This is a genomic window from Streptomyces sp. BR123 (genome assembly GCF_013401435.1).
Classification (GTDB): domain Bacteria; phylum Actinomycetota; class Actinomycetes; order Streptomycetales; family Streptomycetaceae; genus Streptomyces.
Genome location: NZ_JACBGN010000083.1, coordinates 1 through 25,337, shown reverse-complemented (window position 1 = coordinate 25,337; position 25,337 = coordinate 1). Strand labels below are relative to the sequence as shown.

Sequence of the window (25,337 nt, the reverse complement as noted above, 5' to 3'; positions counted from 1 at the left end):
CCCAGCGCCTCCCCGAGGCCCCCGGCGAGCCCGGGCCCGCCCTCGAAGGACCGAGAACCGAGCCCCGGGGCTGATCCCGCGGCCGTGCCCCGGCCGGACCGGGCCCCGGGCCCGGCGGCGCGCCCGGCCGCCCCGGTCAGCCCGCGGCCGGGGAAGCGGCCCTGGCCGCCCGGACCGCCGCCGCCAGCGCCTCGGGCTGCCGCGTGGACAGGTACACGTACGGCGTCGGGTCGGCCGGGTCCGTCACCGGGATCCGCACCGCCCCCGGGACGTAGCTGCGCATCAGCATGAACGCACGGGTGTCCGCCTTGTACGTCCGCCAGGCGCGCGCCTCCTCGGCGCCCAGCACCTCCGGCTCGCCCAGGGCCGACACCGGGATCCGCGCGTCCCCGGCGGCCAGCGACCCGTTCACCACGCGCACGCGCGCGGAACCGTACGAGCTGACCAGCAGCCCCGCCAGCGCCGCGCCCCCGATGAGCCCGGCCAGCAGCGGCAGCGTGCCCAGCGGCAGCAGCATCAGGGCGCCGGCGAGCCCGGTGAGTACGGCGATGCCCCACCAGGAGCGGGGGGCGGTCAGGCGTTCGTCGTGGTGCGCGGGGGAGAGCTGCATGACGTCAAGCCTGCCACGACGCGACCGGCGGGTAGTGGCGCGGGTAAGGTCTGCGCCTGTGAGTGGACGAAACACAGCGTTGACGCCCCCGGACGATGCCACCGCACCGGTCCGGCACCCCGAGGCCCCGGCGCCCGGTGAGCCGCTCGGTTCGCACTACGAGCACTGCTTCGGCTGCGGCGGGGGCCAGCCGCACGGGCTCCACCTGGAGGCGCGGGCGGGCGACGGCGTGAGTGTCACCGCCGAGTTCACCGTCAGGCCCGCCCACCAGGGCGCTCCCGGCCTCGCGCACGGCGGCGTCCTGGCCACCGCGCTCGACGAGACGCTGGGCGCGCTGAACTGGCTGCTGCGCGTCATCGCGGTGACCGGCAGACTGGAGACCGACTTCGTGCGTCCGGTGCCCGTGGGCACCGTGCTGCACCTGCAGGCCGAGGTGACCGCCGTCGCCGGCCGCAAGATCTACTGCACCGCGGTCGGCCGGACGGGCGGGCCCGACGGCCCCGTCGCCGTGCGCGCGGACGCGCTCTTCATAGAGGTGAAGGTCGACCACTTCATCGACAACGGTCGGCCCGAGGAGATCCGGGCGGTCATGGCCGACCCGGACCAGGTCAGGCGCGCACGCGCCTTCGAGGTGAACCCCTGATGGCTCTGAACAATCACGACTCCCGTCACGCGATCGACGTGCTGATCAAGCGCGTCGACCCCGAGGTGCCCCTCCCCGCGTACGGCCACCCCGGCGACGCCGGCTGCGACCTGGTGACCACCGAGGCAGCCGAGCTCGCGCCCGGCGAGCGCGCGGTGCTGCCCACCGGGGTCTCGATCGCCCTGCCGGACGGGTACGCGGCCTTCGTGCACCCGCGCTCGGGACTGGCCGCCCGCTGCGGGCTCGCGCTGGTGAATGCCCCAGGGACGGTGGATGCCGGGTACCGTGGGGAGATCAAGGTGATCGTGGTCAATCTCGATCCGCGCGAGAGCGTCCGGTTCGAGCGCTTCGACCGCATTGCCCAGCTGGTTGTCCAGCGGGTCGAGAAGGTGCGCTTCCACGAGGTGGCGGAGCTTCCCGGCTCGGCGCGGGCCGACGGGGGGTTCGGCTCCACCGGAGGCCATGCGGCCGTGGCCGGAAACGGCGCTGGTCAGCAGGGTGGGAATGGCTACGCTTCGGTCGTATCCGACCGGGAAGGACAGTGACGTGTTCGGACGTCGCAAGAAGAACGACTCCGCCAAGGACGGCGGCGCGGCCGAGCAGGTCGTGGACGGCGTGGCTGCCGATGGCCAGGACGGCGAGGAGATCGACGCCGCCCCCCGCAGGGTGAACCTGCCGCCGGCTCCGCGACCCGACGGCCCGTGGGACGTCACCGAGGTCCCCGGTTCCCCGGCAGAGGGCCGGGTCGACCTCGGCGGCATCCTCGTACCGGGTGTCGAGGGCATGGAACTGCGCGTCGAGGTCGCCGGTGACGCGATCGTCGCCGCGACGGTCGTGCTGGGCGACAGCGCCGTGCAGCTGCAGGCCTTCGCCGCACCCAAGAAGGAAGGCATCTGGGGCGAGGTCCGCGAGGAGATCGCGGCCGGCATCATCCAGCAGGGCGGCCTCATCGACGAGGTCGAGGGCCCGCTCGGCTGGGAGCTGCGCGCCCAGGTGCCCGTGCCGATGCCCGACGGCCAGACCGGCGCCCAGCTGGTCCGCTTCGTCGGCGTCGACGGTCCGCGCTGGTTCCTGCGCGGCGTCATCTCCGGCCAGGGCGCGGTGCGCCCCGAGTCGGCGGGCGTGCTGGAGACCATCTTCCGGGACACCGTCATCGTCCGCGGCGACGGCCCGATGGCCCCGCGCGACCCGATCGTCCTCAAGCTGCCGAACGACGCCCAGATGGTGCCGGACGGCGTGCAGACCGAGGACCAGGAGGGCTCCCGCTTCTCCGGCGGCATGGGCCAGTTGGAGCGCGGCCCGGAGATCACCGAGGTCCGCTGACCTGCTCCTGCCCTGGTGCCGACCGCCCGGCGGCAGCCGGTTCCGGCCGCGTGCCGGGCGTGCGCGAGACGGGCCGCACCCCCCCTCGGGGGTGCGGCCCGCAGCCGTCTCCGGGCGCGGGTGTCAGGGATGCGTCAGAGATGGGCGCGAGCCCGGCCAAAAGTGCGTGAGCAGCACAAGCATCCTTGAGAATGGGCGCATGGCACGCGGCAAGCTTCGGATCTACCTGGGCGCGGCCCCCGGCGTGGGCAAGACGTACGCCATGCTCTCCGAGGCGCACCGCCGCGTGGAGCGCGGCACGGACTGCGTGGTGGCCTTCGTCGAGCACCACGGGCGGGCCCGCACGGAGGCGATGCTCCACGGCCTGGAGCCGGTCCCGCGCCGGGAGGTCGCCCACCGGGGCGCGGTGTTCCCCGAGATGGACGTGGACGCGGTGCTGGCGCGGCGGCCGACGGTGGCCCTGGTGGACGAGCTCGCGCACACGAACGTGCCGGGCTCGCGGAACGCCAAGCGCTGGCAGGACGTCGAGGAGCTGCTGCAGGCGGGCGTCGACGTGGTCTCGACGGTGAACATCCAGCACCTCGAGTCGCTGGGCGACGTCGTGGAGACCATCACGGGGGTGCGGCAGCGGGAGACGGTGCCGGACGAGGTGGTGCGGCGGGCGGACCAGATCGAGCTGGTCGACATGTCGCCGCAGGCGCTCAGACGGCGCATGGCGCACGGCAACGTCTACGCGCCGGACAAGGTCGACGCAGCGCTGTCGAACCACTTCCGGCCGGGCAACCTGACGGCGCTGCGCGAGCTGGCGCTGCTGTGGGTCGCGGACCGGGCGGACGAGTACCTCCGGGAGTACCGGGGCGAGCACGGCATCCGCGCCACCTGGCAGGCCCGGGAGCGCATCGTCGTCGGGCTGACCGGCGGACCGGAGGGGCGCACGCTCATCCGGCGGGCGGCGCGGCTGGCGGAGAAGGGCGCCGGCGGCGAGGTCATGGCCGTGTACGTCGCCCGCAGCGACGGCCTGACCGCGGCCTCCCCGAAGGAGCTCGCCGTCCAGCGCACCCTGGTCGAGGACCTTGGAGGAACGTTTCACCATGTGATCGGCGACGACACCGCCACCGGGCTGCTGGAGTTCGCCCGCGGGGTCAACGCCACCCAGATCGTGCTCGGCTCCAGCCGCCGCAGGCCCTGGCAGTACGCCTTCGGGCCCGGGGTCGGCGTCACCGTCGCCCGGGAGTCCGGGCCCTACCTCGACGTGCACATCGTCACCCACGAGGAGGCCGCCAAGGGGCGCCGCCGCGGGCTGCCGCCCGCGCGCTCGGCCGCCCTGCTCGGCCGGACCCGGGTCATCGCCGGCTGGACGGTCGGCGTCATCTGCCCCGCCCTGCTGGCGATCCTGCTCACGCACGTCGACGCCGACCCGGGCCTGGCCAACGAGATGCTGCTGTTCCTGGCGCTCACCGTGGCCGCCGCGCTGCTGGGCGGGCTCTACCCGGCGCTGGCCTCCGCCGCCTTCGGATCGCTGCTGCTGAACTGGTTCTTCGCGCCGCCCGTGCACCGCCTGACGATCTCCGACCCCGAGAACATCCTGGCCATCGCGGTCTTCTTCGGCGTCGCGGTCTCCGTCGCCTCGGTGGTCGGCCTCGCCGCCCGCCGCACCCACCAGGCGGCCCGACTGCGCGCCGAGTCCGAGATCCTGTCCTTCCTCGCGGGCGGCGTGCTGCGCGGCGAGACCACCCTGGACGCGCTGCTGGAGCGGCTCCGCGAGACCTTCGCCATGGAGTCCGTGGCCCTGCTGGAGCGCGGCGGCGACCGGGAGCCCTGGAAGCCGGCGGGCAGCGTCGGCCCGCACCCCGCCGCCCGCCCCGAGGACGCCGACGTGGACATGCCGATCGGGGACCGGATGGCGCTGGCCCTGTCGGGGCGGGTGCTGCCCGCCGAGGACCGCCGCGTACTGGGCGCCTTCGCCGCACAGGCGGCCGTCGTCGTGGACCGGCAGCGCCTGCTCGGCGAGGCAGAGGAGGCCAGGCGCCTCGCCGAGGGCAACCGGATCCGGACCGCGCTGCTGGCCGCCGTCAGCCACGACCTGCGGACCCCGCTCGCCGGGATCAAGGCGTCCGTGTCCTCCCTGCGCTCCGAGGACGTGGAGTGGTCCCGGGAGGACCGGGCCGAGCTGCTGGAGGGCATCGAGCACGGCGCCGACCGGCTCGACCACCTGGTGGGCAACCTCCTCGACATGTCCCGGCTGCAGACCGGCACCGTCACCCCGCTGATCCGCGAGATCGACCTCGACGAGGTGGTCCCGATGGCCCTGGGCGGCGTGCCCGAGGACAGCGTCGTCCTGGACGTCCCCGAGACGCTGCCGATGGTCGCGGTCGACCCGGGGCTGCTGGAGCGGGCCGTGGCCAACGTCGTGGAGAACGCCGTCAAGTACAGCCCGGCTCACGAGCCGGTGCTCGTCGCCGCCAGCCACCTCGGCGATCGGGTCGAGGTACGCGTCGTCGACCGCGGCCCCGGCGTCCCCGAGGACGCCAGGGAGCGCATCTTCGAACCCTTCCAGCGCCACGGCGACGCCCCCCGCGGGACCGGCGTCGGCCTCGGGCTCGCCGTCGCCCGCGGCTTCGCCGAGGCCATGGACGGGACCCTGGCCGCCGAGGACACTCCGGGGGGCGGGCTGACCATGGTGCTCACCCTGCGCGCAGCCCCGCGCGGGCGCGCGCCGGCGCCCGGCCGCATCCCGGACCGCGACCCGACCGGCCCCTCGCCCGACCCGACCGACGCCTCGCGCGGCCCGACCGGCGCCGGGCCCGGCCCCTCGCCCGATCCGACCGGCCCCTCGCCCGACCCGACCGATGCCACCGACCCGATACGCCCCGTACGGCAGAAAGCAGGACCTCCATGACCCGGGTGCTCGTGGTGGACGACGAGCCGCAGATCGTCCGAGCCCTCGTGATCAACCTCAAGGCGCGCAAGTACGAGGTCGACGCCGCCGCCGACGGCGCCGGCGCCCTGGAACTCGCGGCCGCCCGCCACCCGGACGTGGTCGTCCTGGACCTCGGACTGCCCGACATGGACGGCGTCGAAGTGATCAAGGGGCTGCGGGGCTGGACCCGGGTCCCCATCCTGGTCCTGTCCGCCCGGCACAGCTCCGACGAGAAGGTCGAGGCCCTGGACGCCGGCGCCGACGACTACGTCACCAAGCCCTTCGGCATGGACGAGCTGCTCGCGCGGCTGCGGGCCGCCGTGCGCCGGGCCGAGCCCGCCGCCGGCGCCGGCGGGGAGGAGGTCGTCGTGGAGACCGACGGCTTCACGGTGGACCTGGCCGCGAAGAAGGCGGTGCGCGAGGGGCGTGACGTACGGCTCACGCCCACCGAGTGGCACCTGCTGGAGGTCCTCGTCCGCAACGCCGGCAAGCTGGTCGGCCAGAAGCAACTGCTCCAGGAGGTGTGGGGCCCCTCGTACGGCACGGAGACGAACTACCTGCGCGTCTACATGGCGCAGTTGCGGCGCAAACTGGAGGCCGACCCCTCGCATCCGCGGCACTTCATCACGGAACCGGGCATGGGATACCGCTTCGAGAGGTAGCGGGGGCGCCGGTACGCTTCCTGGTATGAGTGCTGAACCGCGTCCCGAGAATTCCGCCAAGCCGGTCCGGCAGGCGGGCCGGTTCCGCCGGATGATCGCGCGACTGTCCTCCTCCCAGGAAGAGCTGCATTCGGCGGAGCTGCAGGAGGACGCAGAAGCCGCGGGATGCACGCGCATCTGCGATTCCCACGACCGCGAGATAGTCAAGGTCACCGGGACCCTGCGTACCGTCACCCTCCGGCCCCGTGCGGGCGTCCCCGCGCTGGAGGCGGAGCTCTTCGACGGCTCCGCCGCGCTGGACGTGGTCTGGCTGGGCCGTCGCTCGATCGTGGGAATCGAGCCGGGCCGCCGCATGATCGCCTCCGGTCGGATCGCCATGAGCCACGGTCGCCGGGTCCTCTTCAATCCGAAGTACGAACTCCGACCGCTCGGACAGGAGCACTGACCGGTGACGTCACTCGACAAACCCCCGACGCCCTCCGGGCAGCCAGCCCACGGGCCGCAGGGACACCAGGGACACCAGGGACACCGCCGACCTCAGGGACCTCAGGGCCCTCGGGGCCAGGGTGCGGATCCCGCCGACGATCAGGGCGCGGTGACCCAGGCGGCGCTCTTCGACGCCTTCGGGGGCATCCGGGGCACCGTGGAGACGATGCTCCCCGGCCTGCTCTTCGTGATGATCTACACGATCAACAAGGACGTGAAGATGTCCGCCATCGCGGCGGGCGCGGTCGCGGTCCTGCTGGTGATCGTGCGGCTGCTGCGCCGGGACACCGTCAAGCACGCCTTCAGCGGGGTCTTCGGCGTGGGAGTGGGCGTGGCCTTCGCGCTCTTCACGGGCAGCGCCAAGGGCTTCTACCTGCCGGGCATGATCTACGGCGCCGGGCTCGGCGTGGCCTTCACGCTGTCCGCGCTGCTGGGCTTCCCGCTGCTGGGGGTGATGCTGGGGCCGGTGTTCAAGGAGAACATGTCCTGGCGCACCCGCAACCCCGGCCGGAAGAAGGCGTACACCAAGGCCAGCCTGGCCTGGGGCCTCATCTTCCTCACCAAGTACGCGATCCTCTTCCCGCTGTACTGGTGGGGCGACGCGACCCAGCTCGGCTGGCTGCTGATCGCGCTGAAGCTGCCGCCCATGGTCCTCGCGGTCTACTTCACATGGGTGTTCCTGGCGAAGGCGCCGCCGCCGATCGACGTGATGGCGGAGTACGAGGCGGAGGAGGCCGCGCGGAAGGCGGCCAAGGCGGCGGCCTCCCGGGAGCCGGGGGCCTGACGGCCTCGGCCGTCGGGCCGATCTGACGGGGCGATCCGTCAGGCCGATCGGACGGGGCGATCCGTCGGGCCGATCGGACGGGGCGAGGCGAAGGGGCGGACAGCCGGGCGACCGGCCGTCCGCCCTTCTGCATGCCGTGGGCCGGGGCCGGACCGGCGCAGGTCGGCCCCGCGTGGGTTCGGTGCGGCTCGGCGTGGGGCCGTGTGGCCGGCGTGAAACATGCCGCGCCGCCGCCGGGCTGAGTGTGTCGGCGCGGGGCCGAGCGAGCCGGGCCCGGGCGCCGTGCCGCCGCCGGGCCTGGTCGGCACGGCGGCGGCACCCGTCGTTCCTACTGCCGCGGGGCCTGCAGCAGGTCCTCCAGCTGGCTCTCGCGGGCCTGGGCGGCCACGAACAGCAGCTCGTCGCCCGGCTCCAGGGTCTCCTCCGCGTGCGGGGTCAGGACCCGGTTGCCGCGGATGATCGTGACCAGGGAGGTGTCCTCGGGCCACCTGATCTCACTGATCTGGGTTCCGGCGACCGGGGACTCCGGGGGCAGGGTCAGCTCGACCAGGTTGGCGTCGCCGTGGCTGAAGCGGAGCAGGCGCACCAGGTCGCCGACGCTGACGGCCTCCTCCACCAGGGCCGACATCAGGCGCGGCGTGGACACGGCCACGTCGACGCCCCAGGCCTCGTTGAAGAGCCACTCGTTCTTCGGGTTGTTCACGCGCGCCACGACCCGCGGAACCCCGTACTCGGTCTTGGCCAGCAGGGAGACGACCAGGTTGACCTTGTCGTCGCCGGTCGCCGCGATGACCACGTTGCAGCGCTGCAGCGCCGCCTCGTCCAGCGAGGTGATCTCGCAGGCGTCGGCCAGCAGCCACTCGGCCTGCGGCACCCGCTCCACCGAGATGGCTGTCGGGGCCTTGTCGACGAGGAGCACCTCGTGCCCGTTCTCCAGCAGCTCGCCCGCGATGGAACGGCCCACCGCGCCGGCTCCGGCGATCGCGACCCTCATGCGTGTGCCTCCTCGGGGCCTTCGGCGAAGGCCGCCTCGACCTTGTCGATTTCGTCCGTGCGCATCATCACGTGGACGAGGTCGCCCTCCTGCAGGACCGTCTGCGACGTCGGCAGCATGGCCTCGCCCAGGCGGGTGAGGAACGCCACGCGGACGCCCGTCTCCTCCTGGATCCTGCTGACCTTGTGCCCGATCCAGGCCGGCGCGGTGTGCACCTCGGCGAGCTGCACACCGCCGCTTGGGTCGCGCCACAGCGGCTCGGCGCCGGACGGAAGGAGCCGGCGCAGCATCTGGTCGGCGGTCCACCGCACGGTGGCCACCGTGGGGATGCCCAGGCGCTGGTAGACCTCGGCGCGCTTGGGGTCGTAGATGCGGGCGGCGACGTTCTCGACGCCGAACATCTCGCGGGCCACGCGAGCGGCGATGATGTTGGAATTGTCACCACTGCTGACGGCGGCGAACGCGCCCGCGTCCTCGATTCCGGCCTCGCGCAGCGTGTCCTGGTCGAAGCCGACGCCGGTGACCCGGCGGCCGCCGAACCCGGCTCCCAGCCGGCGGAAGGCGGTGGGGTCCTGGTCGATCACCGCGACCGTATGCCCCTGCTGTTCCAAGGTCTGCGCGAGGGCGGAGCCCACCCTTCCGCAGCCCATAATGACGATGTGCACGGCCGTCCTTCCGGCTGTCAGCGCTCGCTGGTGCGCAGCCTCAATACATGCTCTGGCTTCACAGGGTCTCAGACCACCGCCCAAGCTACACACGGGTGGTCGGCCGCGGCAGCGCATAGGAGGTGCTTCCGGGGCGCATCACCGGCGCATCCGAGGTTCATTGCGCGGGAATACCGGCGGGGGGTTCGTCACCCCGATTTCGAACGCTTACGATCCTCTCCGTGTCCAAACTGACCGACCTGCCCAAACGGATCCTGATCGGCCGGGCGCTGCACCGCGACCGCCTCGGGGAAACACTCCTCCCGAAGCGGATCGCCCTCCCCGTGTTCGCGTCCGACCCGCTCTCCTCGGTGGCATACGCCCCCGGTGAGGTCCTGCTCGTTCTGTCCATCGCGGGTGTGTCGGCGTACCACTTCAGCCCCTGGATCGCCGCCGCGGTCGTCGTGCTGATGTTCACCGTGGTCGCCTCGTACCGCCAGAACGTCCACGCCTACCCCAGCGGCGGCGGCGACTACGAGGTCGCCAACACCAATCTCGGTCCCAAGGCCGGCCTCACCGTCGCGAGCGCCCTGCTCGTCGACTACGTACTGACCGTGGCCGTGTCGATCTCCTCCGGAGTGGAGAATCTCGGCTCCGCCGTGGATTTCGTCATCGAGCACAAGGTGCTCTCGGCGATTGTCATGATCCTTCTGCTCACACTGATGAACCTGCGCGGTGTGAAGGAATCCGGGAAGCTCTTCGCGATCCCGACGTACGTGTTCGTCGGCGCCGTCTTCGCGATGATCATCTGGGGCGCCTGGCGCGGCCTCGTCCTCGGCGACACCATGCAGGCCCCCACCGCGAACCTGGAGATCAAGCCCGAGCACCAGGGACTCGCCGGATTCGCGCTGGTCTTCCTGCTCCTGCGGGCCTTCTCCTCCGGCTGTGCCGCCCTGACCGGCGTCGAGGCGATCAGCAACGGCGTCCCCGCCTTCCGCAAGCCCAAGAGCAAGAACGCCGCCTCGACGCTCGCCCTGATGGGCCTCCTCGCGGTCACCATGTTCTGCGGGATCATCGGCCTGGCCATGGCCACCGACGTGCGGATGGCCGAGGCGCCCGCCACCAACCTGCTCGACAACGGCGTCCCCGTCGGCCCCGACTTCGTACAGAACCCGGTGATCTCCCAGGTGGCCGAGGCCGTCTTCGGCAACGGCAGCATCGCCTTCATCATCCTGGCCACCGCCACCGCGCTCGTGCTGTTCCTGGCCGCCAACACCGCGTACAACGGCTTCCCGCTGCTCGGCTCGATCCTCGCCCAGGACCGCTACCTGCCGCGCCAGCTGCACACCCGCGGCGACCGGCTCGCCTTCTCCAACGGCATCGTGCTGCTGGCCGGCGCCGCCATGCTGCTCGTGTGGATCTACGACGCCGACTCCACCAAGCTGATCCAGCTGTACATCGTCGGCGTGTTCGTCTCCTTCACGCTGAGCCAGATCGGCATGGTCCGGCACTGGAACCGGCACCTGAAGACCGAGCGCGACAAGTCCGCGCGCAACCGGATGATCCGCTCCCGCGCGATCAACACCTTCGGCGCGATCTTCACCGGCCTGGTCCTGGTCGTCGTCCTCGCGACCAAGTTCACGCACGGCGCGTGGGTCGCCCTGCTCGGCATGCTGATCTTCTACGGCACGATGACCGCGATCCGGAAGCACTACGACCGGGTCTCCGAGGAGATCGCCGCCGCCGAGGGGCCGAGCGACGACAGCGTCCGCCCGTCCCGCGTCCACTCGATCGTCCTGGTCTCCAAGGTCCACAAGCCCACCCTGCGCGCCCTGGCCTTCGCCAAGCTGACCCGCTCCGACACCCTGGAGGCGCTCAGCATCAGCGTGGACCCGGCCGAGACCAAGGCCCTGAGGGACGAGTGGGAGCGGCGGGGGATCAACGTCCCGCTCAAGATCCTCGACTCCCCGTACCGCGAGATCACCCGCCCGGTCGTCGAGTACGTGAAGGGCCTGCGCAGCGAGAACCCGCGCGACGCCGTCAGCGTCTACATCCCCGAGTACGTCGTCGGCCGCTGGTACGAGCACCTGCTGCACAACCAGAGCGCGCTGCGGCTCAAGGGCCGCCTGCTGTTCACCCCGGGCGTCATGGTCACGTCCGTCCCCTACCAGCTGCAGTCCTCGGAGCTCGCGAAGCAGCGGGCGAGGAAGCGGCAGGAATGGAACGCCCCGGGTTCGGTGCGCCGAGGACCGGTGGACACGCCGCGCCCGGCGAAGACCGCGGCGAAGCAGTAGGCGAAGCCGTAGAAGCCGACTTGGCGAACGGCCGGACGGGATCCACGTAGACTGGTGGGTCGGCCGTCCGGCCGTCGCGCACGACCGACGTACCAGCGCACACGCACACACGCGCACCTGCACCCGCACCCGAACCCGAAACTCTGGAGCAACCCCCGCCATGACCGAGCAGAACGAGAAGCAGTCACTGGTCGGGGAGGAGTACGAGGTCGAGGTCGGCCCCGTCGCGCACGGCGGGCACTGCATCGCCCGGACCGACGACGGCCGCGTCCTGTTCGTCCGCCACACCCTCCCCGGCGAGAAGGTCATCGCCAAGGTCACCGAGGGCGAGGCGGACTCCCGCTTCCTCCGCGCCGACGCGATCACGGTCCTGTCGGCCTCGAAGGACCGCGTCGAGGCCCCGTGCCCGTACGCCGGGCCCGGCAAGTGCGGCGGCTGCGACTGGCAGCACGCCAAGCCCGGCGCCCAGCGCCGCCTCAAGGGCGAGGTCGTCGCCGAGCAGCTGCGCCGCCTCGCCGGGCTCACCCCGGAGGAGGCCGGCTGGGACGGCACGGTGGCCCCGGCCGAGGGAGACAAGCTGCCGGCCGGCCAGGTCCCGCAGTGGCGGACCCGCGTCCAGTACGCCGTGGACGCCGAGGGCCGCCCTGGCCTGCGCAAGCACCGCTCGCACGACATCGAGCGGATCGACCACTGCATGATCGCCGCGCCGGGCGTCTCCGAACTCGGCATCGAAAAGCGCGAGTGGCCGCAGATGGCGACGGTCGAGGCCATCGCCGCGACCGGCTCCCAGGACCGCCAGGTCGTCCTCACCCCCCGCCCCGGCGGCCGCCTCCCCCTGGTGGAGCTCGACAAGCCGGTGTCCGTCCTCCGCGTGGAGGAGAAGGACGGCTCGACGCACCGCGTCCACGGCCGCCCCTTCGTCCGCGAGCGCTCCGACGGCCGCACCTACCGCGTCGGCATGGGCGGCTTCTGGCAGGTCCACCCGCAGGCCGCCGACACCCTGGTCCGCGCCGTCATGCAGGGCCTGATGCCGCGCAAGGGCGACATGGCCCTCGACCTGTACTGCGGCGTCGGCATCTTCGCCGGAGCCCTCGCCGAACGCCTGGGCGAGACCGGCGCCGTCCTCGGCATCGAGTCGGGCAAGCGCGCGGTGGAGGACGCCCGGCACAACCTGGCCGAGTTCTCCCGCGTCCGCATCGAACAGGGCAAGGTCGAATCCGCCCTCCCCCGCACGGGCATCACGGAGTGCGACCTGGTCGTCCTGGACCCGCCGCGCGCCGGCGCCGGCAAGCAGACGGTTCGCCACGTGGCGTCCCTCTCGGCCCGCCGCATCGCGTACGTGGCCTGCGACCCGGCGGCCCTGGCCCGCGACCTGTCGTACTTCGCGGAGGCCGGCTACAAGCCCCGCACCCTCCGCGTCTTCGACCTCTTCCCGATGACCCACCACGTCGAGTGCGTCGCGATCCTTGAGCCTGCCGAAAAAGGCCGCTGACCTGCGGTTTTGATGAGTGTGCGTTATGTGCGCTACGTGCGGTACGGGCGATATCTTGACGCAAATCTGACGCACGTGACGCACGCCTGACGCACGTTTGACGCACGCCGGGCACATTTCCTGACGGGCTGTCACAAGCAGAAAGCCGCCTCCTGGGCCGGGTTGTGTGCCCTGCCGTGGAGGCGGCTTCTGCGTAGCTGGACCGTCTTGTACTCGCCATGCTGGTGCCATCACCCCTCCTGCGTTGAGATCACACTCTGTAGTCGACCTGGGAATCGGATATCACCTGTCCGGAGCCGGAAATAGTCTCGGACCCGTGCGCGTTGGGCCAGGTCGGCGAAGGGGGAGGTGTCGGGGCTGAAGCTGTTCAGTACGAAGGGCGGCGTGACTGAGGTCATGCCGCGGCTGGCCGATGAAGAGGCCGAGGTGCAGGACCTCGTCGAGGCGCACATGGAGGCCATGCTCGGGGTGCGGTTCTTGGCGAGCGAGTACAGCACTGGACCGGTACACGGCGGTCGGATCGACTCACTGGGCATCGACGAGAACGGCGCTCCGGTGATCGTGGAGTACAAACGTTCAACCGACCCGGGTGTGATCAACCAGGGCCTGTTCTACATGGCGTGGCTGATGGATCACCGGGACGCCTTCCGGCGCCTGATGCGCGAGCGGCTCGGTGTGGAGGCCGCGGCACGGGTGCTGTGGGACGCGCCGAGGCTGATCTGCGTCGCCGGCGACTTCACCCGCTACGACCTCCATGCAGTCCGCGAACACCGGCACTCGATCGACCTGGTGCGCTACCGGATCTTCGGCGACGACCACTTCGCTCTGGAGACGGTCGCCTCGGCCGCCGGCCGCCGTACTGCCCCGAAGGCGGGCCGCCGCCGTGGAACGGCCAAGGCCCAGCGCACCGAGCGGCCGGACGGCGCGATGGAGGAACTGGCCGCGGCGGTCGACGAGGTCCTGCTCGGCCTCGGCGAGGACATCACCAAGGTCGAGAACCAGACCTACACCGCCTACCAGCGACTGCAGAACTTCGCCTGCCTGTGCCCACGCAAGACCAAGCTGCTGGTCTACCTCAAGGCCAGCCCGGCCAGCGTCGAACTCGTCCCCGGGTTCACCCGGGACGTCACAGGGCTCGGCCACCACGGCACCGGCAATCTTGAAGTGCAACTGCACTCGCAGCGCGACCTGGAGCGTGCCCAGGAGCTGTTCCACATGAGCTACGCCGCGGCGTAGCTCATCGTCCCCTAGGGGCGGCTGCCTGCGGTCGCGAGGTGTGCAGGCTGGGTATGTGGTTGTGGTCTTGGTTCGTGTTGCTGCCTTTCGACGGTTCGGGCATGGATGGCGGTGGACTACTAACGATCCGGCGGATCCCCGGTTTGGCTAACCGGGGATCCGCTGCTACGTTCCGCCGCTGCGAAATGGATCTCCCGGTGCTTGGGCCCGGGACGAGGCTGCCAGCCGGTACGGCGCAAGGATTGTCGAACGCCGTGCGGATGAGGCGGGTGTCCAACCAGCCAAATTCGAGTCGTTGGGCATGTGGGAGCGGCTCGGGCGCCGCCCGGCTGACCGCGATCTTGACCGTCGGCCGGTTCCGTTCACCGTGGAGTGCTGGGAGAGGATGTCGCTGTAAAGATCGGTTGGAGACAGCGGAGGGGGCAGGATGCGGGAGATCGGGTTGTATTACCCGTACGTGCATGTCCAGGACGATGCGTGGGTGAAGACGGCCGCGTTGTACTGGGATCGCATGGGACGAGTGGTAGCGGACGACTATCAGGTCCAGGATTCGGAGACAGCCCGGGCGCTGCATGACGGCCTCGGTTTCTTCGTGCCGGTGGCGCCGGACAGGGCGTGTGAGGTTGTAGAGGCCGCCTTCCTCAGTGTGATCCGTAATCATGCTCCGGCCCTGCGTACGCGGTATGCCATCGATCCTTGGCGTGAGATGACAACTGCCGTCGCACCGGCGATGCGACGCACGAACCACTACGTCCCACAGGCGGAAGTCGAGCGCGGGCACGGGTATGTCCGACCTGGTGGCTATGTAGCCCACCTGTACAGCCGCGAGCTGTCCCCTCGACTGCGCGAGGTCCTGATAGGGGAGGGCCTGGCCATATCCGTCGGGCGCCATGGGCAGCGTTCGCGGGCAGGGTGGGGCGAGTGGATCACGATGGACCCGATGATGGCCTGGGTCTACAAGTGCGCACTGACGAGCGAGCTGGCGCGCCGCGAGCGCCTTGTTCCCACCACCGACCAGGTTGCCGCGCACCAGGCCGGCCACGAGTGGGACCCGGCCCGGATCGAGCAGGTCCTACTGCGCCGCAGGGCGGCCTCCCGGGAGACGGAATCCCCGGCGGTGGTGCTGGGTGAGCTGGCGGTGCAGATGGTCGTTCCGGAGAACGTCGCCGAGGTCCCGGTGGAAAAGATCATCGAGTTGAGGAAGAACTACGAGAGTGAGTTCTTCGCGTTCCTCGACGCTGTCTTCGCCGCTTCGAAGGAGGCGCAGGAGGAACTGGCCGACATCGACAACAGCGAGGTGCTCGCCGCGTACCTGCAGCGACTGCACGAAGCGCGGTTCGCCCGCGAGCTGGCCGATCTCAAGGCGGCGATGAAGGGACTGAAGATCGGATCGCGGCTGGGGGTGATGAACCTTCAGACACCGGCCCTTGTTGGTGCGTCGCTTGGCGCCATCGGTGGTCTGGCAGCAGAGCAACCGTACGTCGTGGCTGCGGGTGCCGCACTCGGATTCGTGGCCCACCGCCACGCGGTGGCCGAGCAGCGCCGCGAGACTTTGCAGGCATCACCGGTCTCCTTCCTCCTGCACGTGGAGGAGGGACTGCGTCCGGCCGGCTTGATGCGACGTCTCACCAAGGGCACGCGACGGGCCCTACCGGGAACACTTCGCTGAGCACCGGTCGACCGCGGCGCTGAGCCCCCGAGTGGTTGCCGCCGGACCTGTTGCCACCTTGGTGCAGTCAGGCGGGAGCGGGCGTGTTCTGCCCAATGGCTGGCTTCCGAACTCGCCGCGGCCCCGCTCGAGGGTGCGGCCGATAGCTTCTCGGCCTTGGCCAGAACGGCGTCGAGCTGGACGGTGGTGCAGTCATCCAGGGCGGGGACACGCGCGGAGTCCTTTCCGAGCCAGGCTCCCGCCCGCAGCACCCTCCTAGATCCGCCGACTGTCGGACGACGCGAATGCCGGCGCCGGTGCCTAAGGCCACCGTCGCCGGTCTTGTCGTACGGAATCCACATCGTCAGACCAGGGGGAGTCTGCGGGGCGGGAGCCAGGCTGGCGGGACGGCACTGCGGTCGATATGGTCCCGCAGTACCCCTTCGATCTCCTCCCGCCCCAGTGACCGGTGCCGCCGCACGAGTGCGGCGAGGGCGCTATGGGCTTCGGCGACGTCCTCGGCGGCCAGGATGCGGGCGGCGTCTTCGCGGGCCTGGTGCGGATCGACCACGAACCCGTCGGCGATCATCCGCTCCACATTCTGGTGGTCACCCACGGCCATGTACTCCAGCACGCAGATCTGTAGTTCGGGGTGGTGTAGCCCTGAGCGTGCAGCCAGCCGGCCTGGGCCACCGAAGCCCCCATGGCCGCCACGGCCCACGCCTGGGCATCACCGTCCCCGCTGTAGATGCACCCGCCACCGAGGGTTTCATCCCGGCCCCCGGCGAGCATCAGCGTCTCGGGCGTCAGTCCCATGCACCAGGCCACGACGGCGTGGGCGGACTCGTGCACGGCGTTGGCCTCGTCGTGAACGTCATCCGGCAGGCCGACATGGCACCAGACTCGCCTCGGGGGGTCCGTATACATATCCATCACCGTGCGCCCGCCGATGTACGCCTTGTGCACCCGGTAGTGGACGTCGCCCAGGGCGCCGGTGTTCGGGTTCTGCCTGTCGAACAGGGGCGCGTGGGTCAAAGTCGCGCGGATCACCGGGATCCGCCCAGTGATACGTCCGCCAGGTGCTCCCAGGTGATGTGACGGCCGTCGTGGCTCTGGGCGACCAGCGCCATCCGATCGACCGTCAGTGTTACCGGACCGTCCTGGACATCGGAGAGCGCCACCTTGATTGCGGACCGGTCAGGGCGCTCGGGCCCGGAGACGCCGTAGGCCAGCGAGGTGTGGGGATACCAGGCGGCCGGGATCAGGGGGAACCGGTTGCCGGTCACTTCCGCGTCGATCCTCGCGGTCAGCTCCCATAGCCGCCGCCCCGGTGCGCCAGGGCGCGCAGCGCGCTCGACTGCCACTGTGCCGGGAGTGGGCCGGTCGTAGGTCAGCTCGAACGGCTCCACGGCCGTGCACTCCTGCCTGACCCGTGCCAGGATCGCGTCGATCTCTCCGGGCCGGTACTCCTGCATCGGACCGCCGTGCAGGATGGTTGTGTGCATCCAACGCTCCTCGACCCAGGCCAGCCCCGGCCGGTCAACCAGTTCGCGGTAGGGATCGGTCAGTTGGCCCACTGCTGCCGGAGTGTGGAGGATGTGCCAGTGCAGGTCCGCCCGGCCCGCCGGCCAGGCGTGCTTACGGCTTGTTACGCGTGCGAAGAAGTCGTCCACGCCACGACCGTAGACGTTAGCCAGCCACTCGGTAGGGCGAACGACGCACTCTGGAGAGGCGGAAGCCCTGGCTGCCCGGGAACAGGTGGTCCGGCCTGGCGTCGCCGCTGAAATCGAAGTGCGTGACCGGTACGGGCGATTGTGGTCTGCTTCTGACCGCAGGGCTCCGGTGCCGGTGTTCCTCTACACCCCGGGCGCGGCTGCGGCTGGATTGTGGTGATGCTGGCGTAGGAGGCACCACGTGGGTTCGCACAGTGCTGGCTGATGCCCCGGCTTTCACGAGTCGTTGCACGTTCGGGCTCACGGCGTAGCGATCACTTCCGGCGCGGCGGGGGCTGAAGGCGAAGCGACGGGGCGGGGACTGCTGCCGGGAGGTTTTGCCTGGCACCGGCCGAGCGGTGGGTCTGCGCCGGAGGGGTACTCAGGGCGAGTTCGGAGGTGAGGGCGGCAAGGACATCGGGGGGGTGTTGCCGGGCAGAGCTGTATGGCCCATTCCGGACGGCTGGGGTCTGTGCCGCCGTAGGCGGTCCACCAGGGGAGTTGGGTGTGGGCGTGCTCGGCAGCGTACGGGTCGAGGTCCAGGCTGGCGCTGCCGTCCGGTGCCTGCCAGTGCACGTGTCGGCCGGGGCTGTTCTGGGTCCAGCCGGCATCGATGAGGTCGCTGGTGGCGTCGGCGGGCCGGCGGACACGGTCGGAGAAGGGTGAAGGCCACCGGGGCTCGTTGCCGGCGAGGCTGTCCAACAGGGCTCGGACCAGGGCGGTGGGAGTGGTGACGCTGGCGGTGGCGTGCCAGAGACGTTCACCGACCGGCGGCTCGTACGCCGCGAAGGTCCAAGCCACGTCGCCCCTGTATCGGGCATCGTGGTCGAACTCCGCCCGGAGGCTCAGGCTTTCATGGCTGGCGATCGTGGTCTCGTCCGACCAGGTTCTCACCTTCTCCCAGTCCCGGTTGGCAGAAGCCGATTGCGGAGGTCTGGGACCTGCTCCTCTGTGTTATCCACATGCGATCATCAGCTGCACGACATACGGTCGCTAGAAGGGGTGGTCATTGGTCGGGTTGCATTACTTGTCTACGGAGTCCGCCATGAGCTCCCTCACTATATTTGGGCCTGCAGGCCTCATCTCCGAAATGGAAGCCGATGGAGATGGGGCGGCATCTGCCGGAGCGAGACTGATTCGAACGCCGGCTGAGCCCAAGCTCGATGTAGGCGCGAACCTTATCGCGGCGCTTGCTGTTGTTGGCTACGCGGACAACGTCATAGGTGTCAGCTCCTTCATATCGCACCACATTTCGAGCTGGATCAAGAGGCGTGGCGGATCAGAGCCACTGGAGTTCCAGATGCGCGCGCCCGATGGCGATTACATTACGGCGCGTATTGACCCCAGTTGGAGCGGAGACACAATAGTCCACTATCTCCAAAGTCAGCTTAATAGTCGATCTTAAGGGCTGTCCCGTAATCCCGGCGGGCGCACGACGCCAGCTACGGCACCTCGCTGCGTTGTCGCAACGCCCGAATACGCCCCCAGTATGGGGGCGCCCCTCCGCCTTGCGATGCACCGCATCTGACGCCGTGCGCTGATCCACCGGGGATTACGGGACAGTCCTTAGCCAGCGCGCACATCTGTCTCGGCAGGAATATGAGGAGTCTGGCATGGCAAAGAATCCTCTCAGTTCACCTGGTGAAGACGAAAGCCCCGATGACATAGCGCGACTAGACGAGCTTTTGTCAGCTGAGGAAGCATTCCCCCCGGAACAGCGGGGTGTAGGGCTGGTGGCATTCGCTGACCAACTCAGGGAGGCCAACCGTAGCCCAGCAACGGCTGTCCGCGCTCTAGAAGCGGCGCTGCCGGTGCTTAAGAACCTGCTCCTTCGGGGCCTCAGTTATATGCTGCTCGCATACTTCAATAAGCACAATCGCAGTCAGGCGCGACAGCTTGCCGAGGAGGCGCTGAGGTGCTTCAAGGCCCTCGAAGGTGATCCGCATAAGAAGTGGGCGGAATGCATGACCTACCAACTCCTCGGCGACCTGGCAAATCTAGAGGGTCAGCAAGAGGTGGCCGGCCGTCTTGCGGAGAAGGCTCTAGACCTCGCTCAAGAAATTGACAACCCTCAAGGGCAGATTCTAGCGCAGAGTCTTGCCCATCGGCTTATCGCCCAGATAACGATCGATGCTGAGGTGGCTTGTCGGCATGCCGAGCTAGCTCTTGAACTAGCACAAGAAGCTAGCAGCCCTCGGAATCAAATTCTCGCTCACGACCTACTGGCCGAAGGTTATCTGAGCCTAGGGGATCTTGATAAGGCGCAACACCATGCGGAATGCGAGTTGGAGTACGCACGAAGCCTCGATAGTCGCAATGATGAGTATGACGCGCTTCTTGTGCTAGCTAAAATTTCCTTGAGGCGAAGGCATTTCCAGTCCGTTGAAGAGCAAGTGGAAAAGGCAAGGGATGTCACACGCCATTCCCGCGATTCGGGTCGGGAGGGAAACGAGTTTCTTGTGCTGGGGCTCGCCTCATGGTACCAAGGCCGTTTGAGTGAATCGCGTGAAAGACTAAATCATGCACTCCGAAGCGCCGAAGCATCAGGCGATTCCATGCTCCAGGGAAACGTATTCCTCATACTGGGCGAACTGGAGCGGAGGCACGACGATTATGGAACAGCTCTACGGCACACCGAGCGGGCACTCGACTTGTTTAAAGAGGCCCACGATCCAATCGGTCAGGGAAACGCTCATCAATTGATCGGGGAGCTGGCTACTGCGGAAAGGCTTGGTGTGGAGCGAGCCAGTTACCACATCAATCAGGCTCTGAATTTTGCAAAGATTACGGGAAATATTGCGGGTCAGCAGAGTGCGCTCGTAACTCTGTCCCAGCTTGCTTTGCAAGGAGCGGATGGTCATGCGTTGAAGGCGGCCCGTGACCACGCTCAAGCCGCGTTGGCCATGGCCCAAAGAACCGGAGACCTGCTGGGCCTGGGAAATGCACACCAAGTCCTCGGAGAAATCCTGTATGCGTCTGGAACATCGGGGCAATCTCGTGAACACCTAGAAGAGGCGCTTGAACAGGCAAGTACAGCTGGGAATTTCCTTGGCATGACGAGAGCCCACTGGGCACTGAGCAAACTGCTAAATAGTGGAGGAAACAAGCCAGAGGCTTTGGAGCATGCGCTGGCAGCCGTCAGAAATCGAGACGTCATGCGGCTACAGTTGGGTAGCGCAGCTTCCCGTGCGGCTTTCCTAACCTCGAGTGAGGAGCTCAACGAATGGGCGCTAACGCTGGCAGCCGAACTCGAGGACGGCATTGCGGCATTGGAAGTTGCTGAGGCTGGGCGGGGTGAGGCTCTGGCAGAGCTCCTTCACCGGAGTGCGCGGGGCGAAAGCGAAACACCACCTCGAGTCCGTGCCCTGCTGTCCGAGATCGAAGAGCTTGAATTTGAAACAGCAGCACATTCAGATGTTGCAGACCCATCTGTTCTTGTACCCGCGCCGACAAGCGTGGGTAACTGGCGTCTGCATGAAGGCGAGCAAGAGGAAAGGCGACGGTCTCTCTATCAAGAGCTCGGAGAATTGACCGGAAACGCATTTCGTGACATATTTACGGCCGAGCCAATGTCAGCTCACACGCTACGACGCCGGTTGCCTCCAGATGCACATACCCTGATCCTTTGCGCACTGCCAGGCTGGTGGAAAGAGTCGAATTTCCCACTCTTTCGAATTTGGATTCCTCCGGCCCCCGCTGAGCCGGTGGTCGAGAAAGGGGAATTGACAAAGGAGCGGATCGGATGGCTCGAAGATCTCACCAACGCGCGTGGAGGTATATACCTCCAAGGTAGTATAACGCTTTCAGATCCTGAACACCGTTGGTCAGTCGATCTTGCCAAGGAACTGCTACCTGCTGAACTGCGTCGACAGTTGACGAGCGTCAAGCCAGAGGGGGAAGAACCGGAAAAATTGATCATCGTGCCTAGTGGCGAGTTGTGGGCTATGCCGTTTGCCGCGCTGCGGTTGGGTGAACATTACCTAATCGACCATGCGGTGCTGACTCTGCTTCCTTCTCTACGCATGCTCCCTTCTGCCGAGCAGAGGCAAGAAGAGAGGAACCGCTTGAGGCGCGAAGAGAGGTTGCGTGCAGTTGCGTACCTTCACAGTGACGTAACTGAGCACTTGAAGTTGGATTCCCTTAGAACCGCGTATGACCTGCAGGTGCTGAATAATCCCTCCAGCCTGCGTAGGGAGTTCCACGTTAAGGACGGGTATCAACTCGCAGTTCTTGTGGCGCACGGAGACGATCAGCCAGGCTTGAGACAAAGTCTGCGTCTACAAGACTCCCCTGTGGAGCGACTATCCGCAGCTCAATTGCTCGATTGCCATCTCCCGCCCCATCTTGTTCTCGGAGCATGCTGGTCGGGGGCGCAATCCTTCGCGTTTGGCGAAGAGCCGATTGGCCTGCCAGCCGTCGCACTCACACGGGGCGCTAAGTTTGTCACGGCTGCTTTGTATCCGGTTGGAATCGAAACCACAGCAGCCATTCTTAAGGATTACCTTGGCGAGCTAGTAATGGGGCTTCCCCCAGCCGAGGCGCTGCGAAAAGTTCAGCGGAATTACGCGGCGGGTGAGCACGGCGAGTCAAAACGCATGCCCTGGTATTGGGCGGGGCTAGTCACCATCACCAGAGCCCCTTGAACACCCTCTGTCGTTGAATGGCGGAGAGGGCGGCTCGATACCGGCCGCAAGGGCCACGCGGAGGGGGCCACCCGCGTCACGGCGGTAAAGGAATACGAGTCCTTCAAGACAATGCTGACGCCGAGGGCCCGACTGCGATCGGCGGACCCAATATGAGCCACGACCGGTTCGTCGCCGCGATCCGCGACATCTACCCGCCCGAGAGGAAGCCCTCGGCGTCTTCGCCCTCCACCTCACCCTCGCGCAGGCCGGCGCCAGAGACGGTACTTCCCCCCTCCTCGAGGAGGGGGGAAGTCCACAGGACGTACCCAGGCGCGTACGACTCCGCCGTGCACCGCGTACGGACTTATGTGCTCAGGGACTTATGTGCTCAGCGAGGTATGCGAATCTGCCCCCGGCTGTAGCCGCCGACGGGAAGTCCAGAGCCGTCCGCTGGAAGTCAGTGAGCCTCCGCCAACTTGAAGGCGCAGGTCAAAGGGCTGGTGTGACCGGTGCTCGGGGTGCTCACGCTGGTCGTGGGCGGGAGCCCACGGAGAAGATCATCCGTCAACGGTTGACTTCGAGGTTCGTCAGGACGAGCAGAGCGCGCAGGAGGCGGGTGGCGCGGGCGGGGTCGGTGCGGAGTTTGGTGAGGGTCCGCCAGTTCTTGAGGTGGGCGAAACCGTGCTCGACCGGTGCACGTCCGACGGCGAGGACGCGGTTGGCTTCCTTCTCGCCCAGGGTGAGCTTGTGGGTGCGGCTGGCGGCGTAGCCGGTGACGATCACAGGGTCGAGCATGTCGTTGTCCAGGCCGCGGAAGCCGAGATCGGCCAACGCCCCGAGGCCGGCGGCGCGCAGGTGGGCCAGGACGTGGTCGTGGCGGGCGGCGGTGTTGTCGTGGGTGCGGCCGGGCCGGGCGGCGGATATCCAGATCAGGCGACCCTTCTCGTCGGTCAGGGCAAGGAAGTGCAGGCCATGGCTGCGGTGCTTGCCCGAGTAGTTCCGCCGGTCGGCCTTGCCGGTGCGGCGCTGGGTGCGGATGAGAGTGCCGTCGATCAGGACCACCTCCCCGCCCTGCCTGGCGACCTTCCGTAGGGCGCGGTCCAGGCGCGGCGCCTGGACGGCGAGCAGCCCGATCAGCTCGTCCCGCCAGCGGCGGACGGTGGACTCGGACACGCCGTTGCCGCCCGCCATGTCGGCCAGGCGCTGGTCGTGGCGCAGTACGGCCAGGACGATCACCGCGATCTTCCCGGGCGGCAGGATTCGCCACCTGGACCGAATCACCTTCAGATGGCGCCTGAGTAGATCGGCGAGGTGATTGACGGTGCGCGTGCACAGCGGCAGACGGCACTGGTAGACAAGCGGGCAGGTGTCCTCGGCGAGCTCTTTGGTATTCGTCACAAAATTCCAACAGGCGCCGGGGGCACCCCGGTTACGCCCGTTCGGAGCCGCTCCGAACAGCGGTGCTCCTGGTCACAGACGGTTGGTGAACCGGCCGTCGGGCAGTTTCCGCAGCCAGCCGCGATCGACGAGTCTGACCAGCTTGCTGCGTAGCGGTTCCAGCTTGGCCTTCACGCTGACGTCCACCCCCACCACCTCGCCGACCTCGCGGGCCATGACTGGTCCGGCGGCCTGCCGCACGGCGGTGATGATGCGCTGGTAGTCCCGCGGGAGTGAGTCCTCCTCCACGCCCGATTCGCGGTGCGGGATCAGCATCACTGCTCGTCCGCCCACCTGCCCGGGCACCGGCCCGGCGGAGGCACGTTCCTCGGCGAGCTGCCCAGTCATCCGTTCAAGGACGCGTTCGGCGATGGCGAGTTCGTCCTGCTCGGCCCGCACTTCCGCCAGCTGTTTGGCCAGCTGTTCTTCGAGTTCGTCCAGTTCCGCGCGCCGCGCGGTGATCCGTTCCAGCAGCTCGGGGTCAAGCATGTACCGGATCGTAGAGGGCCGCCAATCCGCAGCGGGCAAGAACCAGACGGTCAGCCCCCTGCTTGTGTTGCCGACCGCTGGCTCAGGAACTGCTTCGCCGCCTCGACCGCTTCCCTGTTGAGTTCCTCGAAGGAGACTCCCCAGCTCGCCTCCCAGCCGTCCAGGTGGTGTGCGCAGTGGACAAGTGGTTCCAGCTCTTCGGGATAGCCGAGGTCCTCGGCGATTTCTGCCCAGATGAGGTAGGTGCCGGCGGTGGGATCCAGGGATCCGTCGGCGATCTGACCGGCAACCCAGTAGGCCATCGCCCACTTTGCGGCCCGTCGGTCAGCGGGCGGGTGGAAGAGCAGGCCCAGCTCCTCCAGTACCTGGTCGAAGAGTGCGGGAGCTTCGGGTTCCTCGCTCCGGAGGAGGCCCGCCAGCATGGCGAGGGAGGGGCTCTCGACCCCGGCAATCAGGGCGTCCAATCCTGCCTGGATGAGCCGGTCTGACCCGACATGCCTATCGAATGCCCTCTCGCGTGCGATGTGGCTGAGCTGCTTGAGGGCGTCGTCGCGGGTCATCAGAGTCTTCTCGGTCGGCGTCGGGGGAGAAGAAGGCTCGCACACCCGCCGACGCTGCTGCATCGTGTTTCTCTTCCAGCGACCGAGCTGACAGACGATCTACTCCGCAGACAGCCGCCCACGACCAGCGTGAGCACCCCGAGCACCGGTCACACCAGCCCTTTGACCTGCGCCTTCAAGTTGGCGGAGGCTCACCGCACCGCACCGCACCGCACCGCACCGCACCGGGGCCATGATGCGCACCGCCGTGCACCGCACCAGGCGCGCGGCCGCGTTGGCGGGCCCTATCACACACCCCCTTGGCCAAGCCCTGATCAGCGACCGCAGCCTGCTGTGTCAAGGAGAAACGTGCCGGGCGCGCACGTGGTCAAGGGGTGGAGCCGAACCCGGTCAAGGGGGTCGGCCGAACCTGGACAAGGGGGTCGGCCGAACCTGGACAAGGGGGTCGGCCGAACCTGGACAAGGGGTGGCCCGTGCTGGGCGGGAGTGCAGGTGGGGTGCGCACGCGGTGCGGTGCGGTGCGGGACATCGTGGTGCGCCCGAGAGTGGAGCCCACCGTCAATCGGTGCGCACCGCACGGCCGCCCGGAAGAAGGTGGCCACCATCGCCAGCAGGGTCAGCAACGACAGGGCGTAGTCCACCTGCACGAAGCCGACCTGTCCGGCCCGCCAGGCAGCCGCCTGCAGACCGGCGGCGAGCAGCAGGCCCTCCACCGCGATCCGGTCCCGGCCGGACAAAGCCCACCAGGCGTCCTCACCCGCCCCGACCACCCCCGGAC

General features: G+C 68.6%; 23 protein-coding genes. 13 read left to right on the top strand and 10 right to left on the bottom strand.

Annotated features, from left to right (window positions below; translation table 11 throughout):
• Positions 1-136 precede the first annotated feature (136 nt).
• Positions 137-610, bottom strand: coding sequence for a DUF3093 domain-containing protein (locus HYE82_RS15780; RefSeq protein WP_179174698.1), 474 nt, complete (start codon positions 608-610; stop codon positions 137-139).
• Positions 611-668: 58 nt separating this feature from the next.
• Between HYE82_RS15780 and HYE82_RS15775 the strand changes: the two genes are divergently transcribed.
• From HYE82_RS15775 to HYE82_RS15745, 7 genes are all read left to right on the top strand, one after another.
• Complete coding sequence (locus tag HYE82_RS15775) at positions 669-1,253, top strand: PaaI family thioesterase (RefSeq protein WP_179174697.1); 585 nt, start codon at positions 669-671, stop codon at positions 1,251-1,253.
• A complete protein-coding gene (gene dut / locus HYE82_RS15770) occupies positions 1,253-1,798 on the top strand; it encodes a dUTP diphosphatase (RefSeq protein WP_179174696.1) in 546 nt (181 codons plus the stop codon). The genes HYE82_RS15775 and dut overlap by 1 nt, the downstream gene beginning before the upstream one ends.
• 1 nt (position 1,799) lies before the next feature.
• The gene (locus tag HYE82_RS15765) at positions 1,800-2,576 is read left to right on the top strand and encodes a DUF3710 domain-containing protein (RefSeq protein WP_179174695.1); all 777 of its coding nucleotides are present in this window, start codon (positions 1,800-1,802) and stop codon (positions 2,574-2,576) included.
• Between the two features lie 199 nt (positions 2,577-2,775).
• Positions 2,776-5,475 (top strand): sensor histidine kinase KdpD, encoded by a 2,700-nt coding sequence (locus HYE82_RS15760; protein ID WP_179174694.1) that lies wholly within the window; start codon positions 2,776-2,778, stop codon positions 5,473-5,475.
• Positions 5,472-6,158: a response regulator gene (locus tag HYE82_RS15755; protein ID WP_179174693.1), complete on the top strand. Its 687-nt coding sequence runs from the start codon at positions 5,472-5,474 to the stop codon at positions 6,156-6,158. The genes HYE82_RS15760 and HYE82_RS15755 overlap by 4 nt, the downstream gene beginning before the upstream one ends.
• Positions 6,159-6,183: 25 nt before the next feature.
• Positions 6,184-6,603, top strand: coding sequence for an OB-fold nucleic acid binding domain-containing protein (locus HYE82_RS15750; RefSeq protein ID WP_179174692.1), 420 nt, complete (start codon positions 6,184-6,186; stop codon positions 6,601-6,603).
• A gap of 3 nt (positions 6,604-6,606) precedes the next feature.
• Positions 6,607-7,428, top strand: coding sequence for a DUF3159 domain-containing protein (locus HYE82_RS15745; RefSeq protein WP_179174691.1), 822 nt, complete (start codon positions 6,607-6,609; stop codon positions 7,426-7,428).
• Between the two features lie 328 nt (positions 7,429-7,756).
• On the opposite strand, the gene HYE82_RS15740 is transcribed toward HYE82_RS15745, so the two are convergent.
• On the bottom strand, positions 7,757-8,422 hold the full coding sequence (locus tag HYE82_RS15740) for a TrkA family potassium uptake protein (protein WP_179174690.1): 666 nt from the start codon (positions 8,420-8,422) through the stop codon (positions 7,757-7,759).
• Positions 8,419-9,087 carry a TrkA family potassium uptake protein gene (locus HYE82_RS15735; RefSeq protein WP_179174689.1) on the bottom strand — a complete coding sequence of 223 codons (669 nt, stop codon included), beginning with the start codon at positions 9,085-9,087 and terminating at the stop codon, positions 8,419-8,421. The genes HYE82_RS15740 and HYE82_RS15735 overlap by 4 nt, the downstream gene beginning before the upstream one ends.
• Positions 9,088-9,308: 221 nt before the next feature.
• Between HYE82_RS15735 and HYE82_RS15730 the strand changes: the two genes are divergently transcribed.
• From HYE82_RS15730 to HYE82_RS15715, 4 genes are all read left to right on the top strand, one after another.
• Positions 9,309-11,360, top strand: coding sequence for an APC family permease (locus tag HYE82_RS15730; protein WP_179174688.1), 2,052 nt, complete (start codon positions 9,309-9,311; stop codon positions 11,358-11,360).
• A 160-nt stretch (positions 11,361-11,520) separates the two neighbouring features.
• A complete protein-coding gene (locus HYE82_RS15725; protein WP_179174687.1) occupies positions 11,521-12,852 on the top strand; it encodes a class I SAM-dependent RNA methyltransferase in 1,332 nt (443 codons plus the stop codon).
• 348 nt (positions 12,853-13,200) lie between these two features.
• Positions 13,201-14,088 (top strand): DUF5655 domain-containing protein, encoded by an 888-nt coding sequence (locus HYE82_RS15720; RefSeq protein ID WP_179174686.1) that lies wholly within the window; start codon positions 13,201-13,203, stop codon positions 14,086-14,088.
• 427 nt (positions 14,089-14,515) lie between these two features.
• Positions 14,516-15,757, top strand: coding sequence for a DUF6236 family protein (locus HYE82_RS15715; protein WP_179174685.1), 1,242 nt, complete (start codon positions 14,516-14,518; stop codon positions 15,755-15,757).
• 343 nt (positions 15,758-16,100) lie between these two features.
• Here the strand turns inward: HYE82_RS15715 and HYE82_RS15710 are convergent, their stop codons facing one another.
• The 4 genes from HYE82_RS15710 to HYE82_RS39515 form a co-directional block, all read right to left on the bottom strand.
• Positions 16,101-16,352, bottom strand: a complete 252-nt coding sequence (locus HYE82_RS15710; protein WP_179174684.1) for a hypothetical protein — start codon at positions 16,350-16,352, stop codon at positions 16,101-16,103.
• On the bottom strand, positions 16,322-16,771 hold the full coding sequence (locus tag HYE82_RS15705; RefSeq protein WP_179174683.1) for a hypothetical protein: 450 nt from the start codon (positions 16,769-16,771) through the stop codon (positions 16,322-16,324). The genes HYE82_RS15710 and HYE82_RS15705 overlap by 31 nt, the downstream gene beginning before the upstream one ends.
• A gap of 11 nt (positions 16,772-16,782) precedes the next feature.
• Positions 16,783-17,409, bottom strand: a complete 627-nt coding sequence (locus HYE82_RS15700; RefSeq protein ID WP_179174682.1) for a 2'-5' RNA ligase family protein — start codon at positions 17,407-17,409, stop codon at positions 16,783-16,785.
• A gap of 300 nt (positions 17,410-17,709) precedes the next feature.
• The gene (locus HYE82_RS39515; protein ID WP_369009809.1) at positions 17,710-18,342 is read right to left on the bottom strand and encodes a DUF317 domain-containing protein; all 633 of its coding nucleotides are present in this window, start codon (positions 18,340-18,342) and stop codon (positions 17,710-17,712) included.
• 719 nt (positions 18,343-19,061) lie between these two features.
• On the opposite strand from HYE82_RS39515, the gene HYE82_RS15690 reads away from it, so the two are divergent.
• Positions 19,062-22,091 (top strand): CHAT domain-containing protein, encoded by a 3,030-nt coding sequence (locus HYE82_RS15690; protein ID WP_179174680.1) that lies wholly within the window; start codon positions 19,062-19,064, stop codon positions 22,089-22,091.
• Positions 22,092-22,637: 546 nt separating this feature from the next.
• Here HYE82_RS15690 and HYE82_RS15685 read toward each other — a convergent pair.
• The 3 genes from HYE82_RS15685 to HYE82_RS15675 form a co-directional block, all read right to left on the bottom strand.
• The gene (locus HYE82_RS15685; RefSeq protein ID WP_179174679.1) at positions 22,638-23,471 is read right to left on the bottom strand and encodes a transposase family protein; all 834 of its coding nucleotides are present in this window, start codon (positions 23,469-23,471) and stop codon (positions 22,638-22,640) included.
• 72 nt (positions 23,472-23,543) lie between these two features.
• Entirely contained in the window at positions 23,544-23,999 is a 456-nt protein-coding gene (locus HYE82_RS15680) for a hypothetical protein (RefSeq protein WP_179174678.1), read from the bottom strand.
• 50 nt (positions 24,000-24,049) lie between these two features.
• Positions 24,050-24,559 carry a hypothetical protein gene (locus HYE82_RS15675; protein ID WP_179174677.1) on the bottom strand — a complete coding sequence of 170 codons (510 nt, stop codon included), beginning with the start codon at positions 24,557-24,559 and terminating at the stop codon, positions 24,050-24,052.
• Between the two features lie 545 nt (positions 24,560-25,104).
• On the opposite strand from HYE82_RS15675, the gene HYE82_RS37270 reads away from it, so the two are divergent.
• The coding region (locus tag HYE82_RS37270) for a hypothetical protein (RefSeq protein ID WP_218782660.1) at positions 25,105-25,337 on the top strand (233 nt) is incomplete at its 3' end.

What these genes read in the sequence shown, in the direction of transcription:
- HYE82_RS15780 (WP_179174698.1), bottom strand. Translation starts at nt 610, where the DNA reads ATGCAGCTCTCCCCCGCGCACCACGACGAACGCCTGACCGCCCCCCGC.
- dut (WP_179174696.1), top strand. Translation starts at nt 1,253, where the DNA reads ATGGCTCTGAACAATCACGACTCCCGTCACGCGATCGACGTGCTGATC.
- HYE82_RS15760 (WP_179174694.1), top strand. Translation starts at nt 2,776, where the DNA reads ATGGCACGCGGCAAGCTTCGGATCTACCTGGGCGCGGCCCCCGGCGTG.
- HYE82_RS15755 (WP_179174693.1), top strand. Translation starts at nt 5,472, where the DNA reads ATGACCCGGGTGCTCGTGGTGGACGACGAGCCGCAGATCGTCCGAGCC.
- HYE82_RS15750 (WP_179174692.1), top strand. Translation starts at nt 6,184, where the DNA reads ATGAGTGCTGAACCGCGTCCCGAGAATTCCGCCAAGCCGGTCCGGCAG.
- HYE82_RS15740 (WP_179174690.1), bottom strand. Translation starts at nt 8,422, where the DNA reads ATGAGGGTCGCGATCGCCGGAGCCGGCGCGGTGGGCCGTTCCATCGCG.
- HYE82_RS15725 (WP_179174687.1), top strand. Translation starts at nt 11,521, where the DNA reads ATGACCGAGCAGAACGAGAAGCAGTCACTGGTCGGGGAGGAGTACGAG.
- HYE82_RS15715 (WP_179174685.1), top strand. Translation starts at nt 14,516, where the DNA reads ATGCGGGAGATCGGGTTGTATTACCCGTACGTGCATGTCCAGGACGAT.
- HYE82_RS15690 (WP_179174680.1), top strand. Translation starts at nt 19,062, where the DNA reads ATGGCAAAGAATCCTCTCAGTTCACCTGGTGAAGACGAAAGCCCCGAT.
- HYE82_RS15680 (WP_179174678.1), bottom strand. Translation starts at nt 23,999, where the DNA reads ATGCTTGACCCCGAGCTGCTGGAACGGATCACCGCGCGGCGCGCGGAA.
- HYE82_RS15675 (WP_179174677.1), bottom strand. Translation starts at nt 24,559, where the DNA reads ATGACCCGCGACGACGCCCTCAAGCAGCTCAGCCACATCGCACGCGAG.